The organism is Bradyrhizobium sp. GW821-FHT13H06, assembly GCF_058803975.1.
Genome location: NZ_JBXAPN010000002.1, coordinates 709,951 through 733,685, shown reverse-complemented (window position 1 = coordinate 733,685; position 23,735 = coordinate 709,951). Strand labels below are relative to the sequence as shown.

Sequence of the window (23,735 nt, the reverse complement as noted above, 5' to 3'; positions counted from 1 at the left end):
CCAGAGAGGCAAGATGAATATCCGTCCACCCGTCGAGGATTGGGCAACAGACTTCGATCATCTCGACCCGCGATGGATCGAGGACCCTTTTCCAATCTGGGCCGAGCTGCGCAGCTCTTGCCCCGTTGCGCATACGGATCGGTTTCAGGGGGTATACTTGCCTACCCGCTACAAAGACATTCGCAAGATCGCATATGACACCGAAGCTTTCTCGTCGCGCCGTGTGCAAGTGCGCACCACCCCGCCACCTGTAAAATCGCCGGCGCCGCCCATCACCTCCGATCCCCCACACCATCGCCTAGCGCGCATGGTACTGTTACCGCCTTTCACCCCAGCAGCCATCGACAAGCTGATTCCCGAAACGCGCGCCATTTGCAACGAGTTGATAAACCGGTTCGCCGGAAAGAACCAGTGCGACGCGGCGCTCGACTATGCCCAACATATCCCTGTGCTTGTGATCGCGCGAATGCTTGGTCTGCCGGCGGATCATGGTGAAAAATTCCGCGACTGGGTGCATGGGCTGGTCGAGGTGGCAGTTCTCGATGACGAAGCGATGGTGCGCACGCTGGAGGAAATGACCGCCTACCTCCTTGAACAGGTGCAACGGCGCCGAAAGACCCCATCTGAAGATCTCATCAGCTATCTTGTTGCTGCTCGTGTCGACGGGCAACCTCTTACGGACAATCACATTCTGGGAACTCTGCGCCTGCTCCTTATTGCCGGCATTGACACGACGTGGAGCGGGATCGGGGCCTGCTTGTGGCATCTGGCCAGAACGCCCAAAGACAGGCGCCGGCTTGCAGCGGACCCCGCCCTGATGCCTACGGCGATCGAGGAATTATTGCGAGCCTATTCGCCCGTGACGATGGCACGCATGGTAACCAAGGATACCGTTGTTGAGGGCTGTCCGTACAAGGCGGGTCAGATGGTGCTGCTTTCGTTCCCCGCTGCCAATCGCGATCCTGCAATGTTTCCTGATGCCGACAAGGTCATCATCGATCGCAAGGAAAATCGACACGCCGCCTTCGGTCTCGGCATTCATCGATGCATCGGATCGAATCTGGCGCGCATGGAGCTGACCGTGGCCGTCGAGGAGTTTCTCAAGCGCGTTCCCGAGTTTCATCTGGCGGACCCCAAGGCCGTACGATGGTCGGAAGGTGCTGTAAGAGGGCCCCGCGTGCTGCCCTTGAGGTTTGAATAGAAAGATGACCGCGAAAACGGGATGGCTTTTGGCTTGGCGTGATCGACCATAAAAGGGAAGCGCAACATGAACTCTGAATTGTGTGACAGACTCGGTATAGAGTTTCCGCTGTTTGCCTTTACCCACTGCCGCGATGTCGTTGCGGAAGTGACCAATGCCGGCGGGTTCGGCGTCCTTGGCGCGGTCGGTTTGACACCGGAAAGTCTTGAGATCGAAATGGATTGGATCGACAAGAAGGTTCGAGGCAAGCCGTATGGTATCGACCTGCTGATCCCCAACAAGATGGAGGACAAGTCAGGTGCACTGACCGACGATCAGCTTCGCGAACAGATCCCTGCGGGTCATCGCAAGTTCGTCGAAGATCTTCTCGATCGGCATGGAATCGACTCATCTGATCTATGGAAAGGCGGATACGACGGCCGCTCCTCGGACAACATGCGGGAAGCTGGTGCCCTAAAGCTCATTGACGTTGCCTTCAAACATCCGATCAAGCTCTTTGTGAACGCATTGGGTGTGCCGCCAAAATCGGTGATGGACCGCGCTCGAAAGAAGGGCGTCATGGTCGGCGCGCTGACCGGGGCAAGGGAGCACGCTGTCAAGCACGCGCAGGCAGGAGTCGATATTTTGGTGGCCGCGGGCGGAGAGGCTGGAGGCCATTGCGGAGAGGTCGCAACGATGGTGCTGATCCCCGAAGTGCTTCAGGCGATCGAGCCCTACAAGAATATCTATGTCTTGGCGGCGGGCGGCATTGCGACTGGCCGGCAGATGGCGGCTTGTATGGCCATGGGGGCTGCGGGCGCCTGGACCGGTTCCGTGTGGCTGACCACGACAGAGGCGGAGACGACACCTACTGTCAAAGAGAAAATGTTGGAGGCGACCTCGCGTAACACGGTCCGCTCTCGCAGCCGAACCGGCAAGCCAACGCGCCAGCTGCAATCAGCGTGGTCGGATGCCTGGGGTACGAAGGATGCACCTGATCCGCTTCCCATGCCGCTGCAGGGACTGCTCAGTCGCCCGCCGTTTGCGAAGATCGATAAACTTGCGGAAGGCGGCCACAGCGGCGCAAAGGAACTTGCTGCCTATTTCGTGGGCCAGGCAGTCGGTCTCATGAATGTTGAGCAGTCGACGCGATCCGTAGTTATGGATTTCAAACGAGACTTTGTAGAAGCAGTCGAGCGGTTAACGTCGACCTTGAATGATTGATTGAAACAGCATAGCCGCGTCATACAAACTGTAGCAACTGCTTTCGGCTCAATTCTGAAACACTTCATCGAAACGTGTAGAGTCAAGAGCCGTATGCTGACGATCCATCTGCCAGTCGACTTGCTTAGGAGGTTCCTTCGTGAGCGCTAATGAGGATGCTGGTCCAACCATCGAGCGGATGCGTGAACGTTTATTGATTGCGCCATTTCATCGTTGGCTTGGGCTCAACTTGGTTGGCCTAAATGCAGGCGAACTAGCGCTCGAAATGCCTTGGCGCGACGAAATAGTGTCCAATCCGAAACTCAGCGCGGCGCATGGAATAGTCTCCGCTTTAATTGACTTGACGGGACTATATGCAGTGCTGGCATTTGGGGGAACAGGGCGTGCAACCGTCAATCTGCACGTCGATTTCCATCGACCGGCTACCCCAGGCCTACTGCGCGCGATCGGCCGTCCAATTAAGTTGGGGCGTCAAATCAGCGTCGCTGAAACGCGTGTAGTTAGTGCTGAAGGCGAGCTTTTAGCTACCATAGATGAGTTGGATAATTGCGCTCAGACCGAGATGCGGATGTTGCAAGATGTCCGATCACACTTCGCCGAAACAGGAGATGGGCGATCTCCGCGTTCCCGTAGAAATTCACTCGCGAGGAGGCCCCTCCATCCACTGGTTGGGAGACAGCAGTAAACGTCGTGTCATTATTCCCATGTTCGTCAAGTGGAAGCCTACGAGATCACGCCCCGGCGTGATCGTCCTCAGCTTCCGGCGATAAACTACCGGAGCACAAAGATGGAAACCGAGATGATCGATAGAACGTCCGCGGCGGCGACGCTGGACTGGGACGTTATCATCGTTGGAGCCGGCCTGTCCGGCTTGTATCAGCTACACTGCCTGCGCGATCGGCTCGGGATGAACGTCAAGCTGTTAGAAATGGGCACTGGCGTCGGTGGGACATGGTACTGGAACCGTTATCCCGGTGCGCGCTTCGACAGTGAAAGCTACTCCTACGCCTACTCGTTCAGCCAGGAACTTCTGGACGAGTGGGACTGGAGCGAGCACTTCGCCGCCCAGCCGGAGACCGAGCGCTATTTGAATTATATGGCCGACAAGTTCGATCTGCGCCGCAGCATCAGCTTCTCGAGCAAGGTGGCCGCGTGCCATTATTGTGAGGACAGCCGCTCCTGGAATGTGATCCTTGAGGACGGTTCGCGCCATAGCTGCCGCTTCCTCGTCACGGCGGTCGGCCCGCTCTCGGCCCCGACCTATCCGAATGTGCCGGGGCGGGAGAGTTTTGCCGGCGAGGCCTACCACACAGGACTGTGGCCGAAAAATTCGGTGACCTTCGAGGGCAAGCGCGTCGCGGTGATCGGCACGGGAGCGAGTGGGGTGCAGGTGATCACCGAGATCGCCAAGACCGCCAAGACGCTGACGGTGTTCCAGCGCCGCCCCAACTGGTGCAAGCCGCTGCACAACCGGCCGATCTCGCAAGAGGAGATGCCGCGGCTGCGCGCATGGTATCCCGAGATGTTCTCGTTATGCGACCAGACCTCGGCCGGATTCCTGCATACGCCGGATGGCCGCACCACATTCGAGCTGTCACCCGAGGAGCGGGAGGCGTTTTGGGAGAAGCAATATCAGACACCCGGTTTTTCGATGTGGGTCGGCGGCTTCAAGGACATGATGACCGACCGCCGCGCGAACGACGAAGTGTCGAAATTCGTCGCCAGAAAAATCCGCGAGCGGGTGCATGATCCCAAGGTCGCCAATCTCCTGATCCCCAAGGATCATGGGTTCGGAACGCGTCGGGTGCCGCAGGAATCCTGCTATTACGAGGTGTTCAACCAGCCGAACGTGGAATTGGTCAGCATTCTCCATAACCCGATCCGGCGCATCACGCCGACGGGAATTGAACTCGCCGACCGCAGCTTGGAGGTCGACATTATCGTGTATGCGACCGGGTTCGATGCGATCACGGGCAGTTTCGACCGCATCGACATCCGTGGTCTCGGCGGCAGGAAGCTCAAAGAGAAATGGCGAGAGGCGCTCGAGACCTTCCTCGGAATGATGGTGGCGGAATTTCCGAATATGTTCATGTGCATCGGGCCGCATTCTGCCCTCGGCAACATTCCGCGCTCGGCGGAGTACAATGTTCTCTGGGTAGCCGACTTGATCCGGTTTCTCCGCGAACGCAGCTACACCTATGCGGTACCCCGCGACGAGGCGGTCGAGGATTGGACGAATTTCGTACTAAAGACCGGGGAGGGCTTGCTGTCCAATGAGGTGGATAGCTGGATGACGGCATCAACCAGAATGTCGAGGGCAAACAAAAGCGCATTGTCGCCCGCTACAGCGGCAGCGCGCCGGCCTTCCGCAAGAAGGCAAATGCGGTCGCCGACGGCGGATATAGCGAGCTTATCTTGGCCTGAACGGCAAGCCGACGCATACCAAAAGGGTTAAGCCAATGAGTTCAAGATTGTGCGGGAAGGTCTGGATTGAGCGTTCGATGTTGCATCATTTCATGCGTAACTTCGCCGAAGCAGTAGGATGGCTCTCCGCTACGGTTGTTCAAGAGACGCCCGCGATGGCACAGCCGCCCAAGACAGACCGCATTGGCATCATCCGCGGAGTCCTCGCATGACCGAGCCGGTTACGCCACGGGCCGCCGCGACGCTTATGCTCGTCCGCGATGGAGCAGACGGAGTTGAACTATTTATGGTCGTTCGCCACCATGAAATCGAGTTCGCATCGGGGGCCTTGGTGTTCCCTGGCGGTTCCGTCAATCCCTCCGACTTCGACCCGCGATGGCGCAGCCTAGCCGAAGGCGCAGATGAGGTCAGCGATGAGATGCTTGGCCTTATGGCAGCTGCGGCGCGCGAAGCTTTCGAAGAATGCGGGGTTCTATTCGCACGCACAACCCACGGTGGCCCGCTTATCGACGGTGCGCGCGTCAAGGCACTGGGCAGCGCCTACCGCCAGGCGATTGAGAAGGGGACGCTTGGCTTTGCCGACATGATCGAACGGGAAGGGTTGGTGGCGGCTTTGGACCAACTGGTGCCTTTCGCTCATTGGATCACGCCGCCGCACATGCCGAAACGCTTCGACACGCATTTCTTTCTCGCCGAAGCACCGGTTGATCATATCCTGCGGCACGATGGTCGCGAATCAGTCGACTCTGTCTGGCTCACACCCGCCCGGGCACGTGATGACGCCGAAGCGAATCGGCGGACGGTGCTTTTCCCGACGCTATTAAACCTCGAGAAGGTGGGCCGTCATCAAACCGTCACAGAAGCGATTGCCGCGGCGCGGAGTGCGAAGGTTGTGACGGTCAGACCCGAACCGCGCGCGACCGAAGAGGGGAGAATTCTGCGTATTCCGGTGGCGGCAGGATACGGTGCGGGAGAGTTCCTGATCATCGGCGACCCTGGCAAGAACGCGCGCATCTTCAGGCTAGATGCGGACAGTGAAGCATGATGCGAGATGGGCCAAGGTGTGCACGTAATGCAGGACGAGGTCTGGACCGAGGTCGTTGAAGGACGATCCCAACCGCGCCCTTCTGATGAAGAGAGCGGGGCGCTGGTGTATTCGCACCTGCGAAGGCAGTCCCAGCCGATGATCCGCTTTTACTCCGGCGACGAGTCTCACATGACCTACGAACCTTGTAACTGCTAACCAAATTCAATCGTTAGACCAGACTTTGTCTCTACTACGAACCCGCTAGCGTCGTTTCCCCCCGTCGAGGATAACGCTGGAAATGTCGTCGTCGTTGCCTCGAAGTGGGTTTTCGTGGAGCGATCAGTGGCTCGAGAGGGCTTTCTCGATTAGATCGACAAGCTGCCGGGCAACTTGTTCGCCTGTGAGGGGCCCCTCCGGCGTGAACCACCGGGTCATCCAGTTGATAGATCCCATGAAGAAAAACACCGTCAGCTTTGGATCGACGAGGCGCACCGTGCCGTCAGCGATACCCTCCGAGATCAGTTTTCGGAAGCCGCGGTCGAACTTGTCGCGACGCTTGCCAATGATGGCCTTGTTCTGCTGCTCCAGCGCATCGTATTCGCCGAGCACAGCGAAAGACCCCATCTCGCTGGTGATGGTCTTGACGTATTTGTCGATAAGCAACAGAATTTTTTCGAGGCCGGTCTTGCCATGCTCTTCGCAATACCTCATCGCCTCGTCGCCGAAGTCGAGCGACATCATGTGGCATTCAAAGAGAATTTCTTGCTTATTTTTGACATAGTAGTAGAGCGCAGCTTTCGTAACGTTTAAGGTCTTCGCCACGTCCTCGAGCGAGGTGTTGTGATAACCGCGAAGGCTGAACGCGCGGCCGGCCTCACGAAGCAGCGCACCCCGCTTGAGCGAGAACTGCTGTTCTCGGCTCAGGACGACGCTTTTCCAGGCGGAGGCATGGCGGCCGCGCCTTGCCGTCGATGCTTTCTTCATGAGAGCATGCCGAGTATCCGGGGAATATAAGAACGATTCGCGATGCTTAGGTCTCCATAGTCAAACTATTGCCTTAAAGTCAATTCTTGGAACGTCAGGCCGAAAGGCTGCGTGCGATGATTTGTTTCTGGATATCGCTGGTTCCTTCATAGATCTTGCAGACCCGAACGTCACGATAGTAGCGCTCGACCGGAAAATCCTTCAGGTAGCCATAGCCGCCGTGGATCTGCAGGGCGTCCGAGCAGACCTTCTCCGCCATCTCCGAAGCAACGAGCTTGGCAATGGCCGCTTCCTTGGCGCACGATGCTCCGGCTTCGAGAAGCCGCGCGGCGTGGATATAATATTGCCGCGCGACGTCGACCTGAGCAGCCATCTCCGCGAGATGGAAGCTCACCGCCTGTAGTTCGACGATCGGCTTGCCATAGGCCTCACGCTCGTTGGCGTAGCGGATCGCAGCGTCGAGCGCTGCCTGAGCAACGCCGACCGCCTGCGCGGCGATCGCAATCCGTCCGTCAGACAGGCCGCCCATGACGATCCGGTAGCCACCGCCGACCTCGCCGAGCACGTTCTCCGCCGGAACGCGAAGATTGTCGAGCTGGATCTGAGCGACATGGGCCGTGCGCTGGCCGAGCTTGTCCTCCACACGCGCGATATTGTAGCCAGGTGAGGTAGGGTCGACGATGAAGGTTGTGAAACCGCGTTTGCCGGCCTGCGGATCGGTGCGAGCGAGCACGATGGTGGTGCCGGCCTCGCTCCCGTTGGAGATGAACTGCTTGGTGCCGTTGAGAATGAAGTGGTCGCCGTCGCGGCGCGCGGTGGCGCGAAATGCGGAGGTATCCGATCCGGCTTGCGGCTCAGTGAGAAGAAACGCGCCGATCTTCTCGCCGCGCAGCATCGGCGGCAGATACTTCTGCTTCTGTTCTTCGTTGCCGCGCAAGGCGATCGTATAGGCGGTGACGTTGTGGACGTGGAAAATGGTGCCGACACCCGCGTCAGCCGAGGCGATCTGCTCCAGCGCCAGACAATAGGCCACAAACCCCGCGTTCGAGCCGCCATATTGTTCGGACGGAAGCATGCCCATGAAGCCAAGATTCGCGAGAGCCTTCAATTCGGCGTGCGGCCACGTCGCGGTGCGATCGCGTTCCGCTGCCGTGGGGGCGATAGCGTCGGCCGCAACATCGCGCGCGACGTCGCGAACCATCGTTTGCTGGTCCGTAAGGAACGAAAAAGATTTGCTCTCGGCCCGTGCCATCCCGGATCCCCCTTTTGCCCGTCGTCATCGGAGATTGTCAGCGTTGTTGGAGCGACGTGGCTTCGCGATCGCGCGAAACCCGTGATAGACGTTGCTCACGGAGAGCTGCAGATCTTCCGTATTCAACCACATATTAGGATATTTGACGCTGTGGTCAATTCATATTCGATGCTTTGCCTTTTCGGCTGCGTTTGGTGCCATTGCAGGTCGAAAGGTCGAAGACCGCTTCGTCGAAAGGCGCGCCTGAATGCGCCCGATCACGAGCTTCCTCCAACGCGGGAAGCGCCTGCTGCTTGCTGCAACCGGAGTCCGTGTTCTCTTGATGCGTTCGCGCCGGAGTGTTCGGTCGGCTTGGTTGCGTCGTGGTGCGTTGCAGGCTCCTGAACGGACTTGACCCAAATTGACTGTGGAGTTAAAAATAATGCTCATTGGTCATAAAATCCGCGAAGGATGGATCGATTAAGGGCGAGCGCTGCTCGGTCGAAATGCCGCATACCGTGGGGAGGATGAATGTCGCAGGATTGCGTTGGTGAAGGGGCACGCGTGTTGAGCGCTGTTTCGCCTCTCTATTCAGCATCGCGGAACTGTGCGGCGCAGAATGTCGCGGTTCTCGTCGCCGACCGTATCCGGATGGCTTTCGGTGGCGTCGTCGCGCTTGACAATGTGTCCATCGCGGTCGGGGCGGACGAGTTGCTCGCGGTGATCGGGCCGAACGGTGCCGGCAAGACCTCCCTGATGAATTGCCTCAGCGGCTTCTATCGGCCGCAGCAGGGCGAGGTGCGATTCAATGGCTCGCTGCTGTCCGGTATGGGCGTCCACCATATCGTGAAGGCCGGCCTGGCCCGAACCTTCCAGGGGACGCATATCTTTTCGAACATGACCGTGATCGAAAACATCATGGTCGGTCGTCACATTCACATGAAGAGCTCGATTCCGTCGGCGTTCTTTTACTTCGGGCCTTGCAGGCGCGAGGAGATCCGGCACCGCGAGGTCGTCGAGGAAATCATCGAACTGCTCGAAATCGAATCCATCCGCCATCAGCCGGTCGGTAGCCTCGGCTATGGCTTGCGCAAACGCGTCGATCTCGGTCGTGCCCTGGCGCAGGAGCCGAGTATCCTGCTGATGGATGAGCCGATGGCCGGGATGAATACCGAGGAGAAGGAGGACCTCGCGCGCTTCATTCTCGACGTTCGAGAGGCGCGACGGATCCCGGTGGTGCTGGTCGAGCACGACATGGGCGTCGTCATGGATCTTGCTGACCGGATCGTCGTGCTCGATTTTGGCTGCAAGATTGCGGAGGGGGCTCCGCTGGAGATTCAGCAAAATCCTGCGGTGCTCAAGGCGTATCTGGGCGAAGGAAATCGCTGATGCTGCCGATGCGTACCATTCCGCAACTGTTGCTCGAGCGTGCCAGCGCGGCACCGGACCGGCTTGTCGAGCGGCACAAGTATCGCGGCATTTGGCGCGAATACACCTATGGTGACGTCCTCGAGAAGGTGCGTTCCTTCGCCCTCGGCCTTGACGCGATGGGCATTCGCCGTGGCGAGACCGTGGCCATTATCGGCGAAAACGAGCCGGAGAACTTCTGGGGCGAGTTTGCGGCGTTCTCGATCGGATGCAAGATCGTCTCGCTCTATCCTGACATCACTGCGGACGAAATCGAATACCTCCTCAACGATAGCGATGCGGTCTGTCTGGTAGCGCAGGATCAGGAGCAGGTAGACAAAGGGTTCGCGATTCTCGATCGCGTTCCGCACCTTCGCCAGATGATCTACTGGGACGATACCGGGATGTGGTCCTATCGTCACGAGCGCCTGACGCCGTTCGAGAAGGTGGTTGAGGCCGGACGCGCGCGCCACGCCGAGGATACCGATCTGTTCCGACGCGTGGTCGAGGCAGGTCGACCCGACGACGTGGCCGTGCTGTCTTATACCTCCGGCACCACCGGGCGGCCAAAGGGCGTGGTGCTGACCCATCGCTACCTCGTCGACAACGCGCATCGCGTCATCGGGGCGACTGGCATCAAGCCCGGCATGGAATATCTGACCTATATTGCCCCGGCCTGGGCGACGGAGCAGTTCTTCGGCGTCACCATCGGCCTCCTGCTGCCGCTGGTGGTGAATTTCCCGGAAGCGCCCGAGGAGGTTCTCAACAATATCCGCGAACTCGCGGTCGAGGTGATGGTGTTCGCCCCGCGCCAGTGGGAGAGTCTCGCCGCCACGATCCAAGGCCGGATGCTCGATGCCGGCCGGATGCGTAGGGCAATCTACGCCTGGGGTGTCGATATCGGCCACAAGGTCCACGTCGCGCGTCTCGAAGGCAAGCCGATCCCCTTCGGCGCGCGGCTTGCGCTGCCGCTCGCGGAAGTGCTGGTGTTGAAGCCGCTGCGGGACAAGCTCGGCCTCACGCGCATCAAGCTCGCTTTGTGCGGCGGGTCCACGATGGCGCCGGATGTGTTCCGCCTGTTCCATGCCATCGGCGTGCCGTTGCGCAACATCTATGGCACCACAGAGATCGGGCTTCTGACCCTGCATCAGGGCGATCGATACAATCTCGAGACGGTGGGGCACTGGCTGAACGCGCACCCCGAATCCGGCGCGTCGCTGGAATGGAAGGTCTCGCAGCAGGGTGAATTGCTTATTCGCGGCGGAAGCTTCTTCCAAGGCTATCACAAGAAGCCTGACAGCGTGGCCCAGCGCGTTGAGGAAGGATGGTATCGTACGGGCGATGCGGTGTCGGTCACGGACGGCGGCGAGCTCGTATTCCTCGAGCGCCTCGATGATCTTCGACAGCTTCGCTCCGGCGAACGGTTTCCGCCTCAGTTTATCGAGACCCGGCTGCGTTTCAGCCCGTTCATCAAGGATATCATGACGCTAGGCGATGATACGCGCGACTATATCGGCGCGCTGATCAACATCGACATGAGTGTGGTGTCACGATGGGCGGAAGACCGAAACATCAGCTTCTCCACCTTTACCGATCTTTCGCAGAAGGCTGAGGTAGCCGAATTGATGCGCGGCGAGATTGCGCGCGTCAATACGTTCCTGCCCGAGCATGCGCGGGTCCGTCGGTTCGCCAACTTCCCCAAGGAGCTCGATCCGGATGAAGGCGAACTGACCCGCACACGCAAGCTGCGACGCGAATTCCTCGCCGAACGCTATGCCGTGCTGATCGAGGCGATGTACGACGGTCGGGATGATCAGAAGCTCGACATTGCAGTGACATATCAGGACGGGCGAAAGGGTACGCTGTCTGCTCACGTCGCCATCCACGACGTCGTCAAAGGGGGCAAGTCGGCAAACGCCGCTGAACCGTTGCGGGCCATCGCATGATCGATTTCGTCAACTATTTCATCAACGGCGCGCTGGTTGGACTGCTCTACGCCCTCATCGCCATGGGATTCGTGGTCATCTATCGAGCGTCGAAAGTCTTCAATTTCGCTCAAGGCGAACTTGTCGTGTTCGGCGGCTTCATCGTCTGGTGGATGGTCGCCTCGCTGGGCCTGCCACTCTCGATCGGCATTCCGCTCGCGTTCGTTGCGGCGGCGCTGTTCGGACTCCTGGTCGAGCGGGTGTTCTTTTCCCGCCTTGCCGGTGAATCGGTATTTGCCATGGTCATGGTCACCATCGGACTGTTGATCCTGATCCGCGGCTTAATCCTCGTGCTGTTCGGCCCGCAGGTGCGCTCGTTCCCAATCATCTTTCCGCTTCAGCCGGTGATCATCGGGGAGATTCTCATCCCCCGCTCGCTTCTCATCGGCGGCGCAATCACGGTCATCGTCGGCTTCGGCCTGTCGTGGTTTTTCAACCGCACGCGGGCCGGGTTGCGCATGACAGCGGTGGCCGAAGATCATCAGGTGGCATTGTCGATGGGAATTTCAGTGAAGCGCTCTATCGCGTTTGCGTGGATTCTCGGCGCCGTACTGTCGACGCTCGGCGCCATCATCTTCCTTAGCGGAAAGTCGCTGAACTTTCTTGCCTCCGACATCGGCCTTGCGGCGTTGCCGGTGGCGCTGCTGGCGGGTTTCGAGGCGATCGCCGGGGTTCTGCTGGCCGGCCTTATCGTCGGCATCATTCAGGGGCTCGTGACCGCCTACCTCGATCCGATCGTGGGCGGCGCGATCGGCACCGTGTTTCCATTCATCATCATGCTGCTCATCCTCTTTATTCGGCCGACCGGAATGTTCGGCTGGAAGACCATCGAAAGGGTCTGACCGATGGATCCGGCAGGCGTATTCGCCACCAGCTTCGAACGCGACCAGGCCTTGATCCGCACCCGAGGGCAATGGGTCGCGCTCGTTCTGTTTCTCGTCGCGCTGGTCGTTCTGCCCCATGTTCTGGGGCCGCGCCTCGTCGCCATCTCGACCAACATGCTGATCATGGCCGTGGTCGTGATCGGTCTGCAGATCAACATGGGATATGCGGGCCAGATCAATCTCGGCCAGGCTGCCTTCATGGGGGTCGGCGCCTACGCCACCGGTGCGCTGGCCATCAAATTCAATCTGCCGTTCTGGCTCAGTATTCCGCTCGGTGGCTGCGCCGCCGCCGTATTCGGGTTCATCTTTGGCCTGTCGGCGGTTCGCATCAAGGGCTTCTACCTGGCGCTCACCACCATCGCGGCGCAGACCTTGTTTCATTTCCTCATTCTCAATCTGCCGCAGTCATGGTTCGGCGGATCGAACGGGTTGACGCTGGAGCCGGCGCAGATCTTCGGCTTCAGTTTCGTCAGTGAGACCTCGATCTACTATCTCTGTCTGGCTGCGACCGCGGCGATGGTGCTCGGCGCCTACGGCATTGTGCGCAGCCGGCACGGGCGCGCCTTCGTCGCAGTCTGTGATGACGACGTTGCTTCCGGGTTGATGGGAATCAACGTCGTGCGGACCAAGGCAACCGCCTTCCTGATCGGCGCGTTCTACGCGGGGATCGGCGGGGCGCTGTGGGCTTACTACGTGCGTTTCGTCGCCGTTGATCAGTTCACGCTGTTCCATTCGATCTGGTTCATCGCCATGGTCATTGTCGGAGGCCTTGGCTCGATCACCGGAGCATTGGTCGGCGTCTTCGTCATCAAGGCAATTCAGGAAAGCTTCGTTACACTTGGTCCCAGCATCGTTGCGGAATTTCCCTCGCTTGGTGGCGACGTGGTATTCGCGCTGATGAATGTGTTTCTCGGCGGGATCATCGCCGCGTTTCTGATTTTCGAGCCGCGCGGGTTGATGCACCGCTGGAATATCCTGAAACGATCCTATCGCCTTTGGCCGTTTCCCTATTGAAGGCCAGGGCCGATCGGAGTTTTGAGAACATTCATGGGAGGAACTGAAAAGATGACAATTTCGAAGCATATCAAGATCGCCGGGGCGGCCGCCGCGCTCGGTTTGCTGACGATCTCGGCGCCGGCCAGTGCCCAGACTACCTACAATGTGGCGTCGCTTGCCGATTTCACCGGTCCCTATGCGGACGTGATGAAAGACTTGATCGGTGCGCGCCGGCCGGTCATCGACTGGTGGAATGCCGAAGTCGGCAAGAAGATCGGCGTCAAGCTCGGTATCAAGGATTACGATCATCGTTATGATGCGGCGCAGGTGGCGAGCCTGTGGCCCGGCATCAAGGCCGAGCTCAACCCGATCATCGTGCTCGGGGTCGGCGGACCCGACGTCGCCGCGCTTCAGGGGCGGCTGCCGTCCGACAAGATCCCGATGGTGATGTCGACTGCCGCGTATGGTTTTGCCTGGAAGCCAGATCCGTGGATCTTCAACCAGCGTCCGACCTACAGCCACGAAGCCGCGGCGTTCTTCGACTGGTTACGTCAGAAGCGCGGTGGCAGCGGGCCGCTGAAGGTCGCGATCATTTCGTCGGAAGCTTCGCCCGCCTATGTCGATCAGCACAAGGGCGTCCAGCGCTATGCGGCCGACAATCCCGACAAGGTCGAGGTCGTCGAGGTTGTGTTCACGGAAGTGCAGCCGACCGACCTCACTACCCAGGTCAACCGCGTGACCCGCAAGGGTGCCGAGGTGATCATGATCATGACGAACACGGCCGCTGTGGTCGCCACCAAGCGGGCGCTGCAGTCGCTTGGCAAGAATGTGCCGATTGTCGTGAGCTCGCACAACGGACTGGCGGAATCCGGTCGCGCGATCGGCGACATCAAGCAGATGGAGGGCGATTACGAGGTCTATGCGATGGCCGCGCCCACTGACGCAAAGACGCCGGGGCGTGAGTTTTTCGAAATGCTTCAGAGCAAGTACGGCCTCAAGGCGAAGTGGACGGTTTCTGCCGTGCAGGGTCTTGGTCAGGCGTTGATCGCGATGCGGGCCATCGAAGCTGCAGCCAAGAAGGTCGGTCCGGACAAGATCACCGGCGAAGCGATCCGCGAGGCGCTTCTGTCGACGACGATCTCGGCGGACGATACCTTCAAGATTCTCGGCAACACGAAGTTCTCAAACGAGGGGCCGTTCCCGACGCAGGGGCTGGTCGCGAGCATCGCCACCATCAAGGACGGCAAGTACATGGAGGCCGCGGCGGGCGTGCCGGTGCCGTCCATTAACAAGTGGTGAAGTAACGCCATCCGGCCGGGTCCCGCGGGCCCGGTCGGATCCCCTCGGGAGGCTTGCGTTTTGCTCGAACTGAACAACGTTGAAGTCATCTACAGCGATGTCATCCTGGCGGTGAAGGGCATCTCGCTCGCCGTGCCGGATGGCAAGTGCGTTGCGCTGCTCGGCGGCAACGGCGCCGGCAAGTCCACGACCCTGAAGGCGATTTCCGGCATCATACGCGTCGAGGATGGCCGGGTGACCTCCGGCAACATCAATTTCGACGGCAAGAGGATCGACAAGGCGGATCCGACCGAAGTCGTTCGAAGCGGCATCATCCACGTGATGGAGGGCCGCCGCGTGTTGCGCCATCTGACCGTTGAGCAGAATCTGCTGGTCGGCGGCCACATGGAATCGTCGGGGCGCGAGGTGCGCAAGCGCCTCGATAATGTTTACGATCGCATTCGCCGGCTTGCGGCGCTCAAGGATCGCATAACCGGCTATCTGTCCGGCGGCGAACAGCAGATGGTCGTGATTGGACGCGCGATGATGGCCAATCCAAAGCTGATCATGATCGATGAGCCATCGCTTGGTCTTGCGCCGCTGATGATCGACGAGGTCTTCGAGTTGCTGAAGGACCTCAAGGCAAGCGGAACCACGCTTCTGATCGTCGAGCAGAACACGCGGGTTGCACTTGAGATCGCCGACTATGGTTACGTCATGGAGAATGGGCGGATCGTCCTCGAAGGCGCCGCAGAAGAGCTGCGCAACAACGAGGACGTGCGGGAGTTCTATCTCGGACTTGACCTCAAAGGCGAGCGCAAGAGCTATCGCGATATCAAGCATTACCGACGTCGTAAGCGGTGGCTCGGCTGAGGCGCTGCGTGCTGTTGCCTTGCGGGGTTATCCGTCCTTCCGGTCGACCACGAATGGAGCCTCAGCCGGCAACTCATCCGTACCAACCACCTCGATACGATCGGCTTTCAGGCGCGACAGCGCGTTGAAGCGGGCCGGCACCGCAGCCAGGACGGCGTCGCGGTCCGCGTCCGGCAGCAGCGAAAGCCGCACCGTGATTTCTTCCCGCAGTTGCGGGCGCGTGACGATTGCTTGCGCGCGGCCGATTCCTGGAACGGCAATTGCGAGGTCTTCGAGCTGGCGGGGATAGATGAAGATCTCGCGCGCCTTCACGGCATGGCCGACGCGTCCTTGCAGCATACCGATCCGCCGCACCGTGCCGTCAGCATTCGTTGCCGTGGCGGCGGCGACATCGCCGGTCCCGAACCGGATCAGCGGCCAGCCCGGCGTCAGCGTGGTGACCACGATCTCGCCAGGCTCGCCCTGCGGGAGCGGGACCCCCGTCGTCGGGTCGCAGATCTGTACGATACGATCCTGATGGATCTCGTAGCCGCCGTCCTGCGCTCCATTTTCGAAGCCGATCACGCCGAAGTCCGCTGTCGCATAGACTGCGAAGGTCCGGATGCCGTACCTGGCTTCCAGGCGGCGGCGCTTGCCGAGCCAGTCGCCGAGTTCGCCGCCGAGCAACGCAGTTTTGACCTTCCAGCCTCCGGGGAGCGAGTGACCCGTCGCCTCGACGGCTTCTGCAAGCGTCATAAAGAAGGCTGTCGAGGCGCAGATGCAGGTCACGCCAAGGTCGATTGCCAGCTTCGCCTGCAATTCGCTGCCGCCCGTGCCCGCTGGAATCACCGTCGCGCCGACGGAGCGCAGTCCCTCGTCGAGCAGAAGGCCGGCCGGTACGAGATGATAGGACCAGGTATTGAGCACTCGATCGCCGGGGCCAAGGCCGGCAGCAGCAAAGGCCGTACCGAAGCCACAGCCGTCGCGATCGTGCGTCAGTTGAGGTTCGTTGATGGGGCCGGGTGAGACAAAGATGCGGACGATATCTTGGTCCTTCGCAGCGAGAAACCCGCCGAATGGTGGCCGTCGGCGCTGCAGGTCGACCAGTGCCTCCTTCTTGAATACGGGCAGCCGCGACAGATCGTCCAGGGTTTTTAGGTCGGCCGGAGCAAGGCCTGCACGATCGAATATCTCCCGGATAGTGGGTGCAAGCTGGTAGGCGGCATGTTGAATCCGCTGCAGGCGTGTGAAGCGCGTGTCCTGGCTCATTACCGCCTCCTCTTTGCGTTCCCGGCTTGCTTTTCCTATTTGCCGGTGAAGCGTGGTTTGCGTTTTTCCTCAAATGCGGCAAGTCCCTCCTTCAGGTCGTGGCTGCGGGCGTGGACTTCGCTGGCGAGAAGTTCTTGTCGCAATGCTATTGCGGAAGGTTGCTCCAGGCCATCATCGACCAGGGCCTTCATGCGACGAAGCACGAGCGGACTCTTGTTGACGAGCTTGGCGACCAGCGCTTGGGTCGTCGGGATCAGCTTATCGTCATCGACGACCTCGTTGACCAGTCCGGCGGCGACAAGCTGTTCGGCTGGCACGAACTCGCCGGTGTAGAGCAGATATTTTGCGCGGGTCGAGCCGATCTTGCGCGGCAGTCGCACCGAACTGCCGCCGCCAGGCAAGAGACCATAGTTTGCATGCGCGTCGCCGAGCTTGGCCGAGCGCGCCGCGACAACGAGATCGCAGCACAGCATCAGTTCCAGGCCGCCGGCCAACGTCAATCCGTTCAGCGACGCAATGACCGGCATCGGAAACGTCTCGAGCCGGTTCATGACGAGGAGAACAGTATCGAGAAAGCGACTCAGCGCCGTTTCGTCGTCTCCCGCTTCGCCGCGTACGAATTTGAGGTCAGCGCCGGCGCAGAACGCGCGCCCCGTTCCGGTCAGCACCACTGCGCAGACGTCCGACAGCTGAGCCTTGTCGAGCGCCGCGTTGATGCCCGAAACCACTGCGGGAGTGATGGCATTGAGTGCATCCGGCCGGTTCAGCGTGATCCACATCGCGCCGCCCCGAATTTCAGAAATCACCGATTCCACCGCGCTTCCCTCTTAATTGACTTTGAAGTTAGTTGATTATTTCTCGGGTTATGTTACAGACTGGAGGGACTAATGCAAGCCGGGTCACTGCCATAAGTGAGCATGAGATGAGCCTTCCCCTCGCTGGAATTCGGGTGATCAGTCTGGCCGAACAGTATCCGGGGCCGTACGCAACCTTGTTGCTGAGTGACCTGGGCGCGGAGGTGATCCTGGTGGAGCGGCCGGGGGCGGGCGACCCTGCACGGCAGTTTCCGGCCTTTCATGGCGCGCTCAATCGCGGCAAGCAGTCGGTGGCGCTGGATCTCAAGAGTGCCGAAGGCAAGCTGAACCTGCGCAGGCTGGTGGCTTCCGCCGACGTGCTGATGGAAGGATTTCGTCCGGGCACCATGGCGCGCCTCGGGTTCGGCCATGAAGCAATGGCGCAGCTCAATCCAGGCCTTGTCTATGTCTCGATCTCCGGCTTTGGGCAGGATGGGCCGTATCGCGATCGCCCAGCCCACGACATTTCCTATCAGGCGCTCGCCGGGTTTCTCTTTCGCCACGCCGAGCAGGGTTCGGTAGAAGACCCGGGAAGCATCGCGATCGGCGATCTGTCCTCCGGCATGTTCGCTGTGGTCGGCACGCTGGCGGCACTGTTCGAGCGGGCACGTACAGAAAAAGGCAAATACGTCGATGTCTCGATGACGGATGGCCTGGTGTCCTGGATGTCGGTGATGCTCGGTCCAGTGATGAACGGCGCGCCGCTCGCTGACATCGGCGCCGAGCCGGCCTATGGCGTCTTCAAGTGTGCCGACGGTCGTCTTCTCACACTGTCGATCGCTCACGAAGACTGGTTCTGGCGGCCGCTGTGCGAGCTGCTCGGCATGCCTGATGCGGCGGGCTTCAATCGTGGCGAGCGGGTCGCGCGCGGCGATGCGTTGCGAAGCAAAGTCGCTGGCGCGCTGGCGACGCGCGATCGAGCCGATTGGGCGGAGAGGCTGGACGCCGCTGGGATTCCGTGGGGGCCGGTGAACTCGTTGAGCGAGGTGACCGCCGATCCACACTTCCGTGCGCGCGGGCTATTCCGCGAGGTGGCGGAGGGCAATGGCGAGCGACGCTATCACGTGGCGCAGCCGCTGATTTTCTCCGGCGAACATCCTGGTCCGCGTTCCGGTGTGCCGGGCCTTGGCGAGCATACCGAGCAGGTCCTGCGCACGCTGCCGGAGCTGAAGGACTAACAGGCAGAGACAAGAGAAGATCATAATCCTCTGGGAGGGTGGGATGAGCGAGATCTATGTGGTCGGCGTTGGCATGACCCCGTTTGGACGCATGCTGGATACCGATATGAAGACTCTGTCGCGCAGTGCGGTGGATGTCGCGCTCGGCGATGCGGGATTGCAGAAAGCTGACATCGAGGCGGGGTTTTTCGCCAATGCGTCGCAAGGACACATGGAGCGCCAGCACATGATCCGCGGCGAGATCCTGCTGCGCGAAATGGGTATCGGCGGCATTCCCGTGGTCAATGTCGAAAACGCCTGCGCCAGCGGTAGCACGGCGTTCAACCTTGCCGTGACCTTCCTCAAGGCGGGTGAGGGTGATGTTGCGCTCGCGCTCGGCGCCGAGAAGATGTTTTCGACCGATCGTAAACTGATGTTCGAGGCGTTTGACAGTGCCTGGGACGTCAGCCGAGATGGTGAAATACGGGATAGGCTGCTGGCGCTCGGCGAGGGTGTCGAGGTACCGGAAGGCTCGACCTCGGACAAGCCCTACAGCGTGTTCATGGATGTCTACGCGGCGTTCTCCCGTCAGCATATGAAGCGGTTCGGCACAACGCAGCGCCAGCTTGCAGCGGTGGCGGCGAAGAACCATCGGCACTCCGTGGAGAATCCGCTGGCGCAGTTTCGCAATGCCTATTCGGTCGAAGAAGTGCTGAATGCCCCGCCGATCACCTATCCGCTGACGCTTCCGATGTGCTCGCCAATATCCGACGGTGCGGCGGCTGCGATCCTCGTCACCAAGGCCGGGTTGAAGCGGCTCGGCTTGGACGAGTCGCGGGCAATCCACGTGCTGGCATCGGTTATCCAGACCGGTAGCGATCGTGATCCGTCCGAAGTGGAGCGGCACTGTACCGCGCTCGCGGCGAAAACGGCCTATAACAAGGCCGGTATCGGCCCCGAGGACGTCTCTGTCGCCGAGGTGCATGACGCGACGGCCATGGGCGAAATCATCCAGATCGAGAACCTCGGATTCTGCGATTTTGGCGAAGGCGGCATCATTTCGGAGCGCGGTGACACTGCGCTCGGTGGACGCATACCGGTCAATCCGTCCGGCGGGCTTGAATCCAAGGGACATCCCGTCGGTGCCACCGGCATCGGGCAGGTACATGAACTGGTGGCGCAACTGCGCGGCGAGGCCGGGCCGCGACAGGTCGAGGGGTCGCGCATTGCGCTCGCCGAAAACGGCGGCGGCCTTCAGGGCATCGAAGAGGCAGTAGCCTGTATCACCATCCTTGGCCGCTGATACAGAAGATCGAGCAGGAGGGGCGCTCATGCAGTTGGATGGAAAAGTTGCGATCGTGACCGGCGCTGCGTCGGGGCTCGGGCGGGCATCGTGCGTCACACTGGCGAAAGCGGGCGTGCGCGTCGCCGCCTTCGATCGTGACGAGTCGCGGCTCGCCGATCTTTGCCGGGAACTGGGGAGCGCGGCGTTCGGGCGTGTTGTCGACGTTGCCGACGAGACCAGCGTCAGCTCCGGCGTCGACGCCGTGCTCGAAGCATTCCAGGCTGTTCATATCGCCGTCAATTGTGCCGGCGTCGCCGATGCAGCCAAGACCGTATCAAAGGGGCAGCCGTTTCCGCTGGCGACCTGGAATAAGGTTGTCGGCATCAATCTCACCGGCACCTTCAACATCATCCGCTTTGCGGCGTTGGCCATGACCCGCAACCAGCCAGAGGGCGCGAGCGGCGAACGGGGCGTCATCATCAACACCGCGTCCGGTGCAGCGTCGCAAGGGCAGGTGGGACAGGCGGCCTACAGTGCCAGCAAGGCCGGCGTGGTCGGCCTCACCTTGCCTGTCGCGCGTGATCTTGCTGAATACGGCATTCGTGTCGTCTCCATCGCGCCTGGGCTGTTCGACACCGGCATGGTCGCCGGCATGCCGCCGAAGGTTTCGCAGTCGATCGTCGACCGTATGATCCTTTATCCGAACAGGATGGGGCAACCCGACGAGTTCGCCAGTCTGGTCAACCACATTGCCGAGAATGCCTATCTCAACGCCACGACGATCAGCATTGACGCAGGCGCGCGAATGCAGCCGCGCTAGACCCGGCCGCTTCTGGCCCCTTCCCGGAAATTCCAAAGGGTTCAATGACCGCCGCCGATCACTTTTGGACAGGATGCGCAGAATTCAAAGTCGTGATGCCGGCGAACTCGAGTTGCGGTCGCAGCGCCGATGCCGCGGCTGCCGCCGGTGACAAGAATGATGCCATCAGTGCTCATCGGCGTGGTCCCCTAGCTCAGGCATGCATTTCGCGCGATGCTTCCCGCGGCCGGAGGGCTCTTGCGCCGATAAAAGGCTTCGCTAGTGATCAGCGGCTTGGATTCGCCAATTGTCATGCGCGTTTTGATCGGTTCGGGTCCGAGCGCTGAAAACAGCGGGGAGAAAACACTGCCATTCTTCAGCGTGCCGAAGGCGGCGATGTAGAGCTCCGGCACCCGTTCAAGCAGCGAGAAGACGCGTTCGCCCTTCCTTACTCCGTGCTGCACCAAAGTGTTGGCGAAGCGGTTTACCTCCGAGCCAAGCATAGCTGAGATCGCGGATCGCGCCGTCGCGCGCGATCCAGCGCAGCGCGAACTTGTCGCCTCGACCCGCCCTCACATGACGGTCGAGCGCTTCATGGGCAATGTTGAGGCCGCCGGGAAGCCCGTCGGGCAGCGCGCGCGCCCGGTCCGAAGAGAAAGTACGTGCGTAGCCGTCATAGTCGCGCAGGTTGGCCTCGCGGTAATCGTCCAGCGGTTTGCCGATTCGTGCCCATTCCCGCCTGGATTTATTGGAGCTGGAGGAGCTTGCTGATATGCCGTCGTGGTCATGGCTGGACTCTAAGTGTGGGCAGCTGGCGCACGCGCCATTCAAGATTGGCTTTCGGACATGGAGGTGTGTTGATCTGGGTCTATTCCGGGCCCAGTCGTCAGCAGCGCTGGTCCCTCGGCAGCAATGGGCGGTGCGGTCTTGACTTGAGAATCTTGAGGGGGCGACTGGACGGACGGTCATGGTGGTCCTTGCTCTCCTCTGCGAGCGGTGATCTCACCGGACTTATCATGACCGCTGCAGCCTCTCAGCTTTTGCAGAAGCTCCCGCACTACCGCGAGCGGCAGCGCAATCAAGCAGGAATGTTGAGCCTGCCGGTCCTCTGGCCCAGCCTTGGGACACGAACCGGGACCCCGCCCCGCGAAGAAATCTTCATGCCTCGCTCGGGCGATCCTGCATCTCGAAGAAGGGTGAGGCGGCTTCATCTGGGAAGATTTCATCCGCTTCCGCCGATCAGCTTTGCTGCTGGAGAAAGCGGCTCGACATCTCTCTCCCATGGGCTCGCAATAATTGATTGAGTTGAGAAATCACGGGACGATGATTACCATGCATGGTGCAAGGCATGACAGCTTCTGCGAAACACTGCCGAGCAGAAGGCCTGCGAGCTGCCCCCGCCCCCGCCGTCCGAGCACGATCGCGTCCGCATGTTCACGTTCGATGGTCTCTATAAGCACCTTCGTCGGGTCTCCGCCCCCAGTCATGGTCTTAATATTCAGTGCGCCATGATTCTGAGCGACCGCCTTTGCATTCGCCAGAATTCTGCGACTGAGTTCCTCCAATGCGTCACCCTCAGCCACCCGGAGCTGATCAAGCAGCCTGAGGTCCTTGTTGGAGAATACGTCTTCACTGACGTGCACGATCAACAATTTCGCGTTGAATGCTTTCGCAAGGCCAGCCGCAGCCAAGACAGCCCGCTCCGCGCCTTCGGAGCCGTCAGTCGCTGACATAATGAGCTTCATTGTCATGATGGCACCCTCCAAAATCGCGCGTGTGCGAACTCATTTCAGGAACTGTCTGAACCGCCGAAGCGAAAACATGAAGAGGATCGCTCCGATCGCGAACAGCGCGGCGAACTGCGGCCAGACCACGTCTAATCCGGCGCCACGGAAAAGAATCGACTGCGCCATCATGACGAAATGCGTATTCGGCGCGGCAAGCATGACGTACCGTATCAATTCGGGCATGCTTTCGCGCGGCGTCAGTGTGCCCGAGAGCACTTGCAGCGGGAGAAGCGCCAACATCAGCAGCAGACCGAATTGGGGCATGGAACCGGCCTGCGTCGCAAGGAAGATCCCAAGGCTGGCGGTCGCGAACAGATAGAGCGTCGTTCCAGCTATGAAGAGGGCAAATGAGCCCTCGATCGGAATGGCAAGCAGTCCGTGGATGACGAACATCAGCGAAAGCGCGGATGCCGCCAACACGACCAGTCCCATCGACCAGATCTTGCTGACCATGATCTCAAAGGGTGTCACCGGCATGACCAGCAAATGCTCGATGGTCCCGTGTTCTCGCTCGCGGATGAGAGCGGCGCCGGTCAGAACGATCGACAGCATGGTGATGTTCGACATGAAGTGGCTGATGGCACCAAACCATGCTTTCTTAAGTTCCTGATTGAAGCGGGCCCGCAACGACAGGTCGATCGGCAGGCTGGCGGCGCTCCGGTAGCGTTTGAGAAATTCGCTGACTTCGCTGGTCACGATCGATTGGACGTAGCCGGCACCCGTAAACGCCTGCGAGATGCGGGTGGCATCGACGTTGAGCTGGATGGTCGGCGATTTTCTGGCCAGGAGATCGCGCTGGAAGTTCGGCGGAATGTCGAGCGCGAACGTGTCGATGCCGGCGTCCATGCGACGATCCATCTCCGACTGTGTAATGAGCTTCGGGATCGAAAAGTAGGGCGGATTGAACGCGGTAATGATGCGCGAGGATGCCGGAGACTGGTCCTCATCGACAACCGCGATCGCGGCCCGGTTCAGGGTTTCCGGCAGCGCGTTCGCCCCGGTGTAGATCGACATCGAGAATGCGTAGATGATCAGCACCAGCATCATCGGATCCCTGGCGAGGCTGCGCAATTCCTTGATGCCGAGCTTGAGGATATTGGCCAGGCGCATGA

At 60.3% G+C, this 23,735-nt stretch carries 22 protein-coding genes; 14 read left to right on the top strand and 8 right to left on the bottom strand.

Translation table 11 applies throughout. The annotated features are described in order from the left end of the window. Positions 1-13: 13 nt before the first annotated feature. The 5 genes from AC1RQP_RS10380 to AC1RQP_RS10360 all read left to right on the top strand — a co-directional run bounded on the left by AC1RQP_RS10380 (position 14) and on the right by AC1RQP_RS10360 (position 5,873). Positions 14-1,201 (top strand): cytochrome P450, encoded by a 1,188-nt coding sequence (locus AC1RQP_RS10380; RefSeq protein WP_492936831.1) that lies wholly within the window; start codon positions 14-16, stop codon positions 1,199-1,201. A gap of 66 nt (positions 1,202-1,267) precedes the next feature. After that, positions 1,268-2,404, top strand: a complete 1,137-nt coding sequence (locus AC1RQP_RS10375; protein ID WP_492936830.1) for a nitronate monooxygenase — start codon at positions 1,268-1,270, stop codon at positions 2,402-2,404. A gap of 178 nt (positions 2,405-2,582) precedes the next feature. After that, the gene (locus tag AC1RQP_RS10370) at positions 2,583-3,089 is read left to right on the top strand and encodes a hotdog fold thioesterase (RefSeq protein ID WP_492937139.1); all 507 of its coding nucleotides are present in this window, start codon (positions 2,583-2,585) and stop codon (positions 3,087-3,089) included. 102 nt (positions 3,090-3,191) lie between these two features. Further along, positions 3,192-4,859, top strand: coding sequence for a flavin-containing monooxygenase (locus AC1RQP_RS10365; RefSeq protein WP_492936829.1), 1,668 nt, complete (start codon positions 3,192-3,194; stop codon positions 4,857-4,859). Positions 4,860-5,036: 177 nt separating this feature from the next. Further along, entirely contained in the window at positions 5,037-5,873 is an 837-nt protein-coding gene (locus AC1RQP_RS10360) for an NUDIX hydrolase (RefSeq protein WP_492936828.1), read from the top strand. 321 nt (positions 5,874-6,194) lie between these two features. On the opposite strand, the gene AC1RQP_RS10355 is transcribed toward AC1RQP_RS10360, so the two are convergent. Both AC1RQP_RS10355 and AC1RQP_RS10350 read right to left on the bottom strand, forming a co-directional pair. Then, positions 6,195-6,839, bottom strand: coding sequence for a TetR/AcrR family transcriptional regulator (locus AC1RQP_RS10355; protein ID WP_492936827.1), 645 nt, complete (start codon positions 6,837-6,839; stop codon positions 6,195-6,197). Between the two features lie 94 nt (positions 6,840-6,933). Continuing rightward, positions 6,934-8,091, bottom strand: coding sequence for an acyl-CoA dehydrogenase family protein (locus AC1RQP_RS10350; RefSeq protein ID WP_492936826.1), 1,158 nt, complete (start codon positions 8,089-8,091; stop codon positions 6,934-6,936). 546 nt (positions 8,092-8,637) lie between these two features. Here AC1RQP_RS10350 and AC1RQP_RS10345 point away from each other — a divergent pair. The 6 genes from AC1RQP_RS10345 to AC1RQP_RS10320 are packed head-to-tail and all read left to right on the top strand — an operon-like array spanning position 8,638 to position 15,493. Then, positions 8,638-9,459 (top strand): ABC transporter ATP-binding protein, encoded by an 822-nt coding sequence (locus AC1RQP_RS10345; RefSeq protein ID WP_492936825.1) that lies wholly within the window; start codon positions 8,638-8,640, stop codon positions 9,457-9,459. Continuing rightward, entirely contained in the window at positions 9,459-11,423 is a 1,965-nt protein-coding gene (locus AC1RQP_RS10340; protein WP_492936824.1) for an AMP-dependent synthetase/ligase, read from the top strand. The genes AC1RQP_RS10345 and AC1RQP_RS10340 overlap by 1 nt, the downstream gene beginning before the upstream one ends. Next, positions 11,420-12,304: a branched-chain amino acid ABC transporter permease gene (locus AC1RQP_RS10335; protein ID WP_188102993.1), complete on the top strand. Its 885-nt coding sequence runs from the start codon at positions 11,420-11,422 to the stop codon at positions 12,302-12,304. Before AC1RQP_RS10340 ends, AC1RQP_RS10335 begins: the two co-directional genes overlap by 4 nt. Positions 12,305-12,307: 3 nt before the next feature. After that, the gene (locus tag AC1RQP_RS10330; protein ID WP_492936823.1) at positions 12,308-13,360 is read left to right on the top strand and encodes a branched-chain amino acid ABC transporter permease; all 1,053 of its coding nucleotides are present in this window, start codon (positions 12,308-12,310) and stop codon (positions 13,358-13,360) included. Between the two features lie 51 nt (positions 13,361-13,411). Beyond that, positions 13,412-14,641 (top strand): ABC transporter substrate-binding protein, encoded by a 1,230-nt coding sequence (locus AC1RQP_RS10325; protein WP_492936822.1) that lies wholly within the window; start codon positions 13,412-13,414, stop codon positions 14,639-14,641. A 60-nt stretch (positions 14,642-14,701) separates the two neighbouring features. Continuing rightward, on the top strand, positions 14,702-15,493 hold the full coding sequence (locus AC1RQP_RS10320) for an ABC transporter ATP-binding protein (protein ID WP_492936821.1): 792 nt from the start codon (positions 14,702-14,704) through the stop codon (positions 15,491-15,493). A gap of 27 nt (positions 15,494-15,520) precedes the next feature. Here the strand turns inward: AC1RQP_RS10320 and AC1RQP_RS10315 are convergent, their stop codons facing one another. Continuing rightward, positions 15,521-16,741, bottom strand: a complete 1,221-nt coding sequence (locus AC1RQP_RS10315) for a phenylacetate--CoA ligase family protein (RefSeq protein WP_492936820.1) — start codon at positions 16,739-16,741, stop codon at positions 15,521-15,523. Between the two features lie 35 nt (positions 16,742-16,776). Beyond that, complete coding sequence (locus AC1RQP_RS10310; RefSeq protein WP_492936819.1) at positions 16,777-17,556, bottom strand: enoyl-CoA hydratase/isomerase family protein; 780 nt, start codon at positions 17,554-17,556, stop codon at positions 16,777-16,779. Between the two features lie 107 nt (positions 17,557-17,663). Here AC1RQP_RS10310 and AC1RQP_RS10305 point away from each other — a divergent pair, with 107 nt between their 5' ends. From AC1RQP_RS10305 to AC1RQP_RS10295, 3 genes are read left to right on the top strand one after another with little or no spacing between them, the layout of a single operon-like run. Next, entirely contained in the window at positions 17,664-18,773 is a 1,110-nt protein-coding gene (locus tag AC1RQP_RS10305) for a CaiB/BaiF CoA transferase family protein (RefSeq protein ID WP_188102985.1), read from the top strand. A gap of 58 nt (positions 18,774-18,831) precedes the next feature. Then, the gene (locus tag AC1RQP_RS10300; RefSeq protein ID WP_492936818.1) at positions 18,832-20,055 is read left to right on the top strand and encodes a thiolase family protein; all 1,224 of its coding nucleotides are present in this window, start codon (positions 18,832-18,834) and stop codon (positions 20,053-20,055) included. 28 nt (positions 20,056-20,083) lie between these two features. Continuing rightward, complete coding sequence (locus AC1RQP_RS10295; protein ID WP_188107520.1) at positions 20,084-20,857, top strand: SDR family NAD(P)-dependent oxidoreductase; 774 nt, start codon at positions 20,084-20,086, stop codon at positions 20,855-20,857. A gap of 41 nt (positions 20,858-20,898) precedes the next feature. Here AC1RQP_RS10295 and AC1RQP_RS10290 read toward each other — a convergent pair whose 3' ends face one another. The 4 genes from AC1RQP_RS10290 to AC1RQP_RS10275 all read right to left on the bottom strand — a co-directional run bounded on the left by AC1RQP_RS10290 (position 20,899) and on the right by AC1RQP_RS10275 (position 23,733). Next, positions 20,899-21,033 (bottom strand): hypothetical protein, encoded by a 135-nt coding sequence (locus AC1RQP_RS10290; protein ID WP_283818149.1) that lies wholly within the window; start codon positions 21,031-21,033, stop codon positions 20,899-20,901. 12 nt (positions 21,034-21,045) lie between these two features. Then, positions 21,046-21,339, bottom strand: coding sequence for an AMP-binding protein (locus AC1RQP_RS10285; RefSeq protein WP_492936817.1), 294 nt, complete (start codon positions 21,337-21,339; stop codon positions 21,046-21,048). A gap of 810 nt (positions 21,340-22,149) precedes the next feature. Next, positions 22,150-22,587: a universal stress protein gene (locus AC1RQP_RS10280; RefSeq protein ID WP_492936816.1), complete on the bottom strand. Its 438-nt coding sequence runs from the start codon at positions 22,585-22,587 to the stop codon at positions 22,150-22,152. Positions 22,588-22,620: 33 nt separating this feature from the next. Then, positions 22,621-23,733 (bottom strand): ABC transporter permease, encoded by a 1,113-nt coding sequence (locus tag AC1RQP_RS10275; RefSeq protein WP_492936815.1) that lies wholly within the window; start codon positions 23,731-23,733, stop codon positions 22,621-22,623. Positions 23,734-23,735: the final 2 nt, after the last annotated feature.

Excerpts from the sequence above, each read along its gene's own strand:
- AC1RQP_RS10350 (WP_492936826.1), bottom strand. The coding sequence starts at position 8,091 with ATGGCACGGGCCGAGAGCAAATCTTTTTCGTTCCTTACGGACCAGCAA.
- AC1RQP_RS10305 (WP_188102985.1), top strand. The coding sequence starts at position 17,664 with ATGAGCCTTCCCCTCGCTGGAATTCGGGTGATCAGTCTGGCCGAACAG.
- AC1RQP_RS10295 (WP_188107520.1), top strand. The coding sequence starts at position 20,084 with ATGCAGTTGGATGGAAAAGTTGCGATCGTGACCGGCGCTGCGTCGGGG.
- AC1RQP_RS10380 (WP_492936831.1), top strand. The coding sequence starts at position 14 with ATGAATATCCGTCCACCCGTCGAGGATTGGGCAACAGACTTCGATCAT.
- AC1RQP_RS10360 (WP_492936828.1), top strand. The coding sequence starts at position 5,037 with ATGACCGAGCCGGTTACGCCACGGGCCGCCGCGACGCTTATGCTCGTC.
- AC1RQP_RS10375 (WP_492936830.1), top strand. The coding sequence starts at position 1,268 with ATGAACTCTGAATTGTGTGACAGACTCGGTATAGAGTTTCCGCTGTTT.
- AC1RQP_RS10280 (WP_492936816.1), bottom strand. The coding sequence starts at position 22,587 with ATGACAATGAAGCTCATTATGTCAGCGACTGACGGCTCCGAAGGCGCG.
- AC1RQP_RS10315 (WP_492936820.1), bottom strand. The coding sequence starts at position 16,741 with ATGAGCCAGGACACGCGCTTCACACGCCTGCAGCGGATTCAACATGCC.
- AC1RQP_RS10325 (WP_492936822.1), top strand. The coding sequence starts at position 13,412 with ATGACAATTTCGAAGCATATCAAGATCGCCGGGGCGGCCGCCGCGCTC.
- AC1RQP_RS10330 (WP_492936823.1), top strand. The coding sequence starts at position 12,308 with ATGGATCCGGCAGGCGTATTCGCCACCAGCTTCGAACGCGACCAGGCC.
- AC1RQP_RS10365 (WP_492936829.1), top strand. The coding sequence starts at position 3,192 with ATGGAAACCGAGATGATCGATAGAACGTCCGCGGCGGCGACGCTGGAC.
- AC1RQP_RS10340 (WP_492936824.1), top strand. The coding sequence starts at position 9,459 with ATGCTGCCGATGCGTACCATTCCGCAACTGTTGCTCGAGCGTGCCAGC.
- AC1RQP_RS10285 (WP_492936817.1), bottom strand. The coding sequence starts at position 21,339 with ATGCTTGGCTCGGAGGTAAACCGCTTCGCCAACACTTTGGTGCAGCAC.
- AC1RQP_RS10355 (WP_492936827.1), bottom strand. The coding sequence starts at position 6,839 with ATGAAGAAAGCATCGACGGCAAGGCGCGGCCGCCATGCCTCCGCCTGG.
- AC1RQP_RS10290 (WP_283818149.1), bottom strand. The coding sequence starts at position 21,033 with ATGAGCACTGATGGCATCATTCTTGTCACCGGCGGCAGCCGCGGCATC.
- AC1RQP_RS10370 (WP_492937139.1), top strand. The coding sequence starts at position 2,583 with ATGCGTGAACGTTTATTGATTGCGCCATTTCATCGTTGGCTTGGGCTC.
- AC1RQP_RS10275 (WP_492936815.1), bottom strand. The coding sequence starts at position 23,733 with ATGCGCCTGGCCAATATCCTCAAGCTCGGCATCAAGGAATTGCGCAGC.
- AC1RQP_RS10335 (WP_188102993.1), top strand. The coding sequence starts at position 11,420 with ATGATCGATTTCGTCAACTATTTCATCAACGGCGCGCTGGTTGGACTG.